Raw genomic sequence first — 7006 nt, 5'->3', positions numbered from 1 at the left:
CTGTCCGAGCGGGCCCGCGTCGAGCTGCTGCGCGCCCGCTGCGCGCGCCACCGCCTGGCGGTGCTCCTCGACCGCGCGGCCGGCGGCACACTGATCGCCCTGCGCGCCCCCGTCCTGGGCATCGTCATCCTGCGCGCCCCGTGGTGAGCCCGACCGGGCGGGCCGGCGGCCGTTAGCGCCCGGGGGATCTTCCGGGGACCCCCGCGTCGAAGCGGCGGGCGCACCCCGGGGCGAGCGCGGCCTAGAAGTCGCTGCCGCCGTCGACGTTGATGTTCGCGCCGGTCATGTAGCTGTTGACGCGGGAGCCGACGAAGGCGATGACCGGGCCGATCTCCGCGGGGTCACCGGCGCGGGGCAGGAACGCCGGGTGACCGAAGTCCTCCCTGATGATCCGCATCGCGTCGGTGAGGCTGTTCGGGTCGACGCCGCGCTCGGCCGGCAGACTCGCCAGGAAGCCCTTCATCCCCGCGGACAGGAAGGAGCCGGGGGAGACGGTGTTCACCAGGATGCCGTCGGGTGCCAGCGACTGGGCGAGGTTCTTGCTCAGGCTCGTCAGCGCCGCCTTCGCCGCCGTGTAGGCGACGAGTTCGGGGGACTGCCGGCGGGTGGAGTGCGCGGAGACGTTGACGATCCGGGCCCATGCGGCGGCCTTGAGCAGCGGCAGCGCGCCGCGCACGCAGCGCACCGCGCTCAACGTGCCGATGTCGAACGTCGCCGCCCACTCGGCGTCGTCGAGGTCGTCGAACGTGCGGACCCCGACCTCGACGGGGCCGGCGGCGTTGACCAGGACGTTCAGGTCGTCCCAGCGGGCCGCGATCGTCTCGAACGCCGCCGCCACCGCCGCGCCGTCGGTCAGGTCGGTCGGGATCGCGAACGCCTCGGCGGCACCGGCATCCCGCATCGCCACGACCGTCTCGTCGAGCGCCTCCTTGCCACGGGCGAGCACCGCCACCCGCGCACCCTCGGCGGCGAAGCGCTCCGCCGCGGCGCGCCCCATCCCCTTGGACCCGCCGTTCACGACGACCCGCGCCCCGCGCAACCCGAGATCCATGACTCTCCGCTCCCGTCCACACCACGCCGACGACCCGCCACTCAGCGCCGTATAACGTATCCCTTCGCCCGGTGTGCCGCCCGGTGCCGCCAAGGCGCACGGTCCGGCGGCAGGGCACCCAGTGCACCCCGGCGGGCGGCGGCCCTCAGCGGGCGGTGAAGACCAGGGTGGCGTTGTGGCCGCCGAACCCGAAGGCGTTCGCGACCGCGGCGTGCACCCTTTCCCGGCGCGCCACCCCGGTCACCACATCCAGCTTGATCTCCGGATCGAGCCGATCGAGGTTGATCACCGGTGGAATCAACCCGTCGCGCAGCGCGCAGATCGTCGCCACCGCGCCGATCGCCCCCGCCGCGCCCAGGGTGTGCCCGGTCATCGACTTCGTCGCCGTCACCGCCGGATGGGTGCCGATCGCCGCCGCGATCGCCTCGGCCTCCAACGGGTCACCGACCGGCGTGGAGGTGGCATGGGCGTGCACCAACCCGACGTCGGTCGGCGCGACCCCGGCCCGGCGCAACGCCGTGCTGATCGCCCGCGCCTGGTTCACCGGGTCCGCGGTGGTGATGTCGGCGGCATCGGAGTTCACCGACGCGCCCGCCGCGACCGCGTGCACCCGCGCCCCGCGGGCCGCGGCGAACCCCTCCCGCTCCAGCACCACGACCGCCGCGCCCTCACCCAGAACGAACCCGTCCCGGTCGGCGTCGAAGGGCCGCGACGCCGCCGCCGGATCGTCATGGCGGGTCGACAGCGCCCGCATCTGCGCGAACGCGGCCAACGGCAGGTTGTCCACCGGCGCCTCCACCCCGCCGGCGACGACGACGTCGGCGAGATCAAGGTCGATCATCTCCATCGCGATGGAGATCGCCTCCGCGCCCGACGCGCACGCGCTGACCGGCGTGCGCGCCCCGGCCTTCGCGCCCAGGTCGATGCTCACCCACGCCGCCGGGCCGTTCGCCATCAGCATGATGATCGCGTGCGGCGACATCCGCCGCGCGTTGCCCGCCTCCACGATCCGATGCTGGCCCAGCGTCGACTGCACCCCGCCGTACCCGGTGCCGATGACCACGGCCAGGCGCTGCGGGTCGACCTGCGGGCGACCGGCGTCCGCCCACGCCTCCCGGGCGGTGACCATCGCCATCTGCTCGCAACGGTCCAGCTTGCGGGCGTCCTTGCGGGGCAGCGACGCGCCCGGGTCGACGGGCAGCCGTCCGGCCAGGCGCACGGGCAGCTCCCGCGCCCACTCGTCCTCGACGATCACGACACCCGACGTCCCGGCGAGCAACCCCGCCCAGCTGGTCGCGAGATCACCGCCGAGCGGGGTCATCGCGCCGATTCCGGTGACCACGATCCTGTCCCGTACCATCCGGTCTCCTGTCCCTGCACCGTTGCCTCGCACGCGCCCGGTGGGGCAGACCGATGCCGGCACACCCCACGCGCGTTACCTCCGGTTCACCATCGCAGCCCGGCGCCGCGTTCGCCCAGCACCGGCACCACCGGAATCAGACACCGGCCGTTGTGGAGGACCGACAACCCGCCACGGCGGCAGGCACCTCACGCGAGGCCCGGGTCAGGGACCGTAGACGCGTGCGGGGGTCAGGAACACCGCCGTGCGGCGCTGCTCGCGCATCACCCGGTCATAGGTGGGCCAGTCGTCATGCGTGCCCCCGGCGGCGATGAAGACCTCCCGCAGCAGCAGCCGCAGACGTTCGGCGTCGACGTCGGGATGCGGGTCGTCCGGGCCCAGCAGCTGCGCCGCACCCTCGACCGTCGCCCACCGCCAACCTGAACGCACGGTCGCGGCCGCGGCCGGCCGGACCCGAAGATGCGCCAGTTTCACCCCGCCGTAGGTCACGAACCCCACCGCGGGCACGCCGCTGAGCGGATGGTCCATGAAGGCGACGTTGACAACCGATGCCTGGATCCCGCCGTCGGCGCGCGCCGTGGAGATCACGGCAAGCCCGCTCTCGGCGCGGCCGAGAGCGGCGGCGTCCTCGAAGGTGGTCACGGTGATGTTCACCCTTCGTCCGTCGATGATCTCCATGGTAGGCCCCGCGCGCCCTCCCCGTCCGCCAAAACGATCATGACGTGGTCCGTCGCGGACCCACGCGGCTCCAGGGCAGCACCCCTGAACTGCGGTGATACCCGCCCTCGCGGGCCTGGACGCGGCCCGGTGCGACCGTGGGAGCAGACCCGCCGACAGTGGGGTCACCCGCGCCCGCCCACCCCAGTGGCACCGACCCGCGCCGACCGGCCCACCAGGTGATGATCACGGATTCATCTGGCGTTCACCGACCCGCCCGATCACGGCTTCGGTGACGGGGCAGATTCGCCGCGTGCCCATGACACTGATCGCAGGAACCTTCCGGATCGTCGGCGCCTCCCCCGACGGCGACTCCGTGCGCTTCTACCCGCACGACCGCCAGGCGTTCGCCCACGCGGGCATCGCGGTGAAGGCCAACGCCGCCGGCGGCGTGCAGCTACGCCTGGACGCCATCGACGCCCTGGAAACCCACTACACCCCGCCGCACGGCTCGCACTCCTGGCATCAGCGCCCCGAGTTCGCCGCCGGCGCCGCGGGCGCCCTGCTGCGGGAACTCGGCTTCACCGACGTCACCCGCAGCACCGCGGGCACCGTCACCGCCGCCACCCCCACCACCGTCGACGGCTACATCCTCACCCGCTTCGCCGACACCTACGGCCGCGCCGTCGCCATGGTCTTCGCCGGCGACCCGCCCGCCGGCGCCCGCGACGGCGCTGCGCGCTACCTCGACGTCGACGGGCTGCGCCGCTCGGTCAACCACCGGCTGCTCGCCGCCGGCTGGGTCTACCCGACCTTCTACTCCAAGCTCTACGTCGACCTGCGCGCCGACCTCGCCGCGACCGCCGCCGCCGCGCGCCGCGCCGGGACCGGTCTGTGGAAACTCGACGTCACCACCGCCGGGTTCACCGTCGCCTCCCGCGACGCCCTCACCGAGGAGCTGGTCATCCTGCCGAAACTGTTCCGCCGCCTCGCCGAATACCTCTCCCTCGACGAGACCGGCGGCGTCGACCTCACCGGGTTCCCCGCGTTCCTCGCCACTTTGGAGGACCGCCTGTTCACCGTCCCCACCGGCCAGGCCACCGCCCTGGACACCCTCGTCACCGTCACCGACGACCCCGCCGGCGCCGGCCAGCGGGTCACCCTGGCCCTGCCACCCGAACAGACTGTCTTCCTGGAGTCCTGAGAGCTTCCTGGAGTCCTGAGAGCTTCCTGGAGTCCCGGCAGATCCGGCTCCCGTCCCCGCACGCGCCGCGCCGGGCCTCGCACCCACACCCCTCGGCGACCCAAGGTCGCGCTGCGGCATGCTGGACGGCATGGCGCAGGACCAAGGTCGGACGCTGTCAGGTGCGCTGCGGCTACCGGACGGACTGTGGGTGCGCGGCCGCGGCCTACGTCATCCGCCGCCCCCGGGGCCGGCACCCGACACTGGCCTCTACCTCGGGTCCGCGCGCCTGCGCCGGCGCCACGACGGCGCACTGAGCTGGCCGCACACCTGGATCGACTGGCCCGACTTCGGCGTGCCACGCGACCGCGACGACGCCGTCGCCCAGATCCGCGCCCTGCATGAGCGGGCCAGCGCCGGCGCCGCGGTCGAACTCGCCTGCGGCGGCGGGGTCGGGCGCACCGGCACCGCCCTGGCGTGCCTGGCCATCCTCTCCGGCCTACCCCCGACCGACGCCGTCACCTGGACCCGCCTGCATCATCATCCCCGCGCTGTCGAAACACCCTGGCAGCGCCGCTGGGTGCGCGCCTTCCCCGGCCGCTGTTCTGGCGCCGGGCCCGGCCACCGGAGCTGAGCTGTCCGCTCAGAGCCAAAAAATCTGTGCTCGCCACAGTAGACATCGGACTCGGCGACGGATAGCTTTACTGTTGTAGCCACGAGGGTCCATGGTCGCGGCAGACAGGAACTGTCGCGAGCAGGGCGGCGGCCAGACGGTTCGCCGAGCACAACGCGCAAGACCAGCACGAGCCCGCAGACGGTCAGCAGAGAGGAGTAGACGCCATCAGGATCGCCCGGGCGATGAGGTAGCTCGCCCGGTCCCGTAGTCCCCGGATTGGAAGGTGGTTCCCGGTCACGCACATGCGATCTCCGCGCACCCGTCCTCTGGGACGGCGGCGCGGAACCCAGGAACCCGGCCTGTCTGGCCGGTAGATGGTGTTGAACCCTTGGGACCCTGGTGCCGGCTGGCACCAGGGTCCCCTTCGATGTTTACGAGAGGTGCAATGAATCCTGGAACGACCCGCCGACCGGCCGACAGCCTCGACGACGACGACTACCCCGCCTACACCATGGGCCGCGCGGCCGACATGCTCGGCACCACCCCTGCCTTCCTGCGGGCCCTGGGCGAAGCCCGCCTGATCACCCCCCTGCGTTCGACCGGCGGCCACCGCCGCTACTCCCGCTACCAGCTGCGCACCGCCGCCCGTGTCCGGGAACTCGTCGACGCCGGCACCGCGATCGACGCCGCCTGCCGCATCGTCATCCTCGAGGACCAACTCACCGAAGCCAAGAAGATCAACCGGCAGCTCCGCGACGACCAGCCGCCCAACCAGCCGCCGACCGCCGAACCCTCCTGACCAGCCGACCCGGCCGGGGACACGGGCGAGGCAGCCGCTCAGCACCCGAGGTCCCGCGCGAAGCTCACCGGCGTCGGATGATCGAGCGCAACGACCCGACGAGGAAGGCGTTCAGAGCGCCCAGGACCCGCTGCAGGTCGTCGATGCCGCGCACGCCGGGGGCCTGGTGCAGCGCCGCCGCGGTCACGGTCCACCACGTCGAAGATCTTCCCGGCGGCCTGGCGGACGCGGTCGGGTCGGTGGGCCGCGTGGCCGAGGACCAAGCCCGGCGGACCGAGACGTCGGCGATACCAGGACAGCGGATGCACGAGGACACCGGCGGCGGCGAGCCGTTCGTCGAGCGCGACGTCGTCACGGCCCTCGAGGAACAACGGAACGAAGAGTCCCGGTAGTGGCCGGCGCGGCGGGTGCATAGTCCACGCATGGCCGGGTCCGAGGCCGGGAGACGTGCTGCTCAGGCCGATCGAGTCATCGCTTTCTCCGCGAGGTGACGGTGGACCACGCGGATGATCGTGGCAGCGGCCTCGCGCAGGCGGTCGGGTGGGTGGGCGGCGTAGCCGAGGACCAGGCCCGGTGGGCCGGGGCGGCGGCGGTGCCGCGACAGGGGAAGGACGAGGACGCCCTCGGCGCACAGCCGCTCGGCGAGGACCATGTCGTCGGCCTGGGCGTCGGGCAGGGTGACGAGCAGGTGCAGGCAGGCGGCGACGCCCCGCACGGTCACCCCCACCGTCGTGATGGCCGCGTTCGAGGTCTTCTGTCCGGTGGGTCGGCGGGCGGCCCTGGCCTGGGTGGTCCAGGCCAGGGCCAGTGGGAAGACGATCAAAGAAAGGAAAGCCTGGAGGAACGGTCCGACGTCGACGACGTCGACGACGTGGGCGAGTGCCGAGCCGACGAACACGAACAGGAACACCGGCAGGGCCAGCATCTGCACGACGAGCAGCAGCGGGGTCGCGGCGAGCAGGCGGCGGCTGCTGCCGGCGAGGCCGGTGAACACGATGACCCAGTCGACGCAGGGGCACAGCAGGACCAGCGGCACGCCGAGGCGGACGGCTTGGTCGCCGGGCAGGAAACTGAACATCGCGGCGACCACGCACGGTACGACGGCGAAGGTCACCACGAGCGCGGCGGCCAGGAACCGTCTGTCACGCAGCGAACCGACGAGTTCGGCGGCGGGTACCTGCAGGAACGTCACGTACAGCAACGCACCCAAGAGCGGGTTGATCGCATGCTCGAGGCCCGGCCCGAGTCCCGGGGCCGCGAGACCCTCACCGCCGCGCTGGCCGGGTGGGACGATCCCGGTGCCGCGTTCACCGCGGTGTCGCAGATTGGCACGGAAGCAG

The 7006-nt window shown here is 72.8% G+C and carries 9 protein-coding genes; 4 read left to right on the top strand and 5 right to left on the bottom strand.

Annotated features, from left to right (window positions below):
• Positions 1–241: 241 nt before the first annotated feature.
• The 3 genes from MXD58_RS16505 to MXD58_RS16495 form a co-directional block, all read right to left on the bottom strand.
• Entirely contained in the window at positions 242–1051 is an 810-nt protein-coding gene (locus MXD58_RS16505; RefSeq protein ID WP_248837731.1) for an SDR family NAD(P)-dependent oxidoreductase, read from the bottom strand.
• 145 nt (positions 1052–1196) lie between these two features.
• Entirely contained in the window at positions 1197–2411 is a 1215-nt protein-coding gene (locus MXD58_RS16500; protein WP_248837732.1) for a beta-ketoacyl-[acyl-carrier-protein] synthase family protein, read from the bottom strand.
• Positions 2412–2615: 204 nt separating this feature from the next.
• Positions 2616–3065 carry a TIGR03618 family F420-dependent PPOX class oxidoreductase gene (locus MXD58_RS16495; protein ID WP_518478198.1) on the bottom strand — a complete coding sequence of 150 codons (450 nt, stop codon included), beginning with the start codon at positions 3063–3065 and terminating at the stop codon, positions 2616–2618.
• A 322-nt stretch (positions 3066–3387) separates the two neighbouring features.
• On the opposite strand from MXD58_RS16495, the gene MXD58_RS16490 reads away from it, so the two are divergent.
• The 3 genes from MXD58_RS16490 (at position 3388) to MXD58_RS16480 (ending at position 5666) form a co-directional block, all read left to right on the top strand.
• On the top strand, positions 3388–4272 hold the full coding sequence (locus MXD58_RS16490; protein ID WP_248837733.1) for a nuclease: 885 nt from the start codon (positions 3388–3390) through the stop codon (positions 4270–4272).
• Between the two features lie 118 nt (positions 4273–4390).
• The gene (locus MXD58_RS16485; RefSeq protein WP_250609507.1) at positions 4391–4885 is read left to right on the top strand and encodes a protein-tyrosine phosphatase family protein; all 495 of its coding nucleotides are present in this window, start codon (positions 4391–4393) and stop codon (positions 4883–4885) included.
• A 427-nt stretch (positions 4886–5312) separates the two neighbouring features.
• Positions 5313–5666: a helix-turn-helix domain-containing protein gene (locus MXD58_RS16480; RefSeq protein WP_248837735.1), complete on the top strand. Its 354-nt coding sequence runs from the start codon at positions 5313–5315 to the stop codon at positions 5664–5666.
• A gap of 64 nt (positions 5667–5730) precedes the next feature.
• On the opposite strand, the gene MXD58_RS30335 is transcribed toward MXD58_RS16480, so the two are convergent.
• Positions 5731–5853, bottom strand: a complete 123-nt coding sequence (locus MXD58_RS30335) for a hypothetical protein (protein WP_284678458.1) — start codon at positions 5851–5853, stop codon at positions 5731–5733.
• 61 nt (positions 5854–5914) lie between these two features.
• Between MXD58_RS30335 and MXD58_RS16475 the strand changes: the two genes are divergently transcribed.
• Positions 5915–6058 (top strand): hypothetical protein, encoded by a 144-nt coding sequence (locus MXD58_RS16475; protein ID WP_248837736.1) that lies wholly within the window; start codon positions 5915–5917, stop codon positions 6056–6058.
• Positions 6059–6120: 62 nt separating this feature from the next.
• Here the strand turns inward: MXD58_RS16475 and MXD58_RS31710 are convergent, their stop codons facing one another.
• Entirely contained in the window at positions 6121–6876 is a 756-nt protein-coding gene (locus tag MXD58_RS31710; protein ID WP_248837737.1) for an arsenic resistance protein, read from the bottom strand.
• Between the last annotated feature and the right edge of the window lie 130 nt (positions 6877–7006).

Source organism: Frankia sp. AgKG'84/4 (assembly GCF_023242965.2).
GTDB lineage: Bacteria > Actinomycetota > Actinomycetes > Frankiales > Frankiaceae > Frankia.
Note: the sequence above shows the minus strand (reverse complement) of the source record. Positions and strands in the feature narration are given on the sequence as shown.

Coding starts and splice junctions, on each gene's coding strand:
- MXD58_RS16480 (WP_248837735.1), top strand. CDS start 5,313: ATGAATCCTGGAACGACCCGCCGACCGGCCGACAGCCTCGACGACGAC.
- MXD58_RS16485 (WP_250609507.1), top strand. CDS start 4,391: ATGCTGGACGGCATGGCGCAGGACCAAGGTCGGACGCTGTCAGGTGCG.
- MXD58_RS16505 (WP_248837731.1), bottom strand. CDS start 1,051: ATGGATCTCGGGTTGCGCGGGGCGCGGGTCGTCGTGAACGGCGGGTCC.
- MXD58_RS16500 (WP_248837732.1), bottom strand. CDS start 2,411: ATGGTACGGGACAGGATCGTGGTCACCGGAATCGGCGCGATGACCCCG.
- MXD58_RS16490 (WP_248837733.1), top strand. CDS start 3,388: ATGACACTGATCGCAGGAACCTTCCGGATCGTCGGCGCCTCCCCCGAC.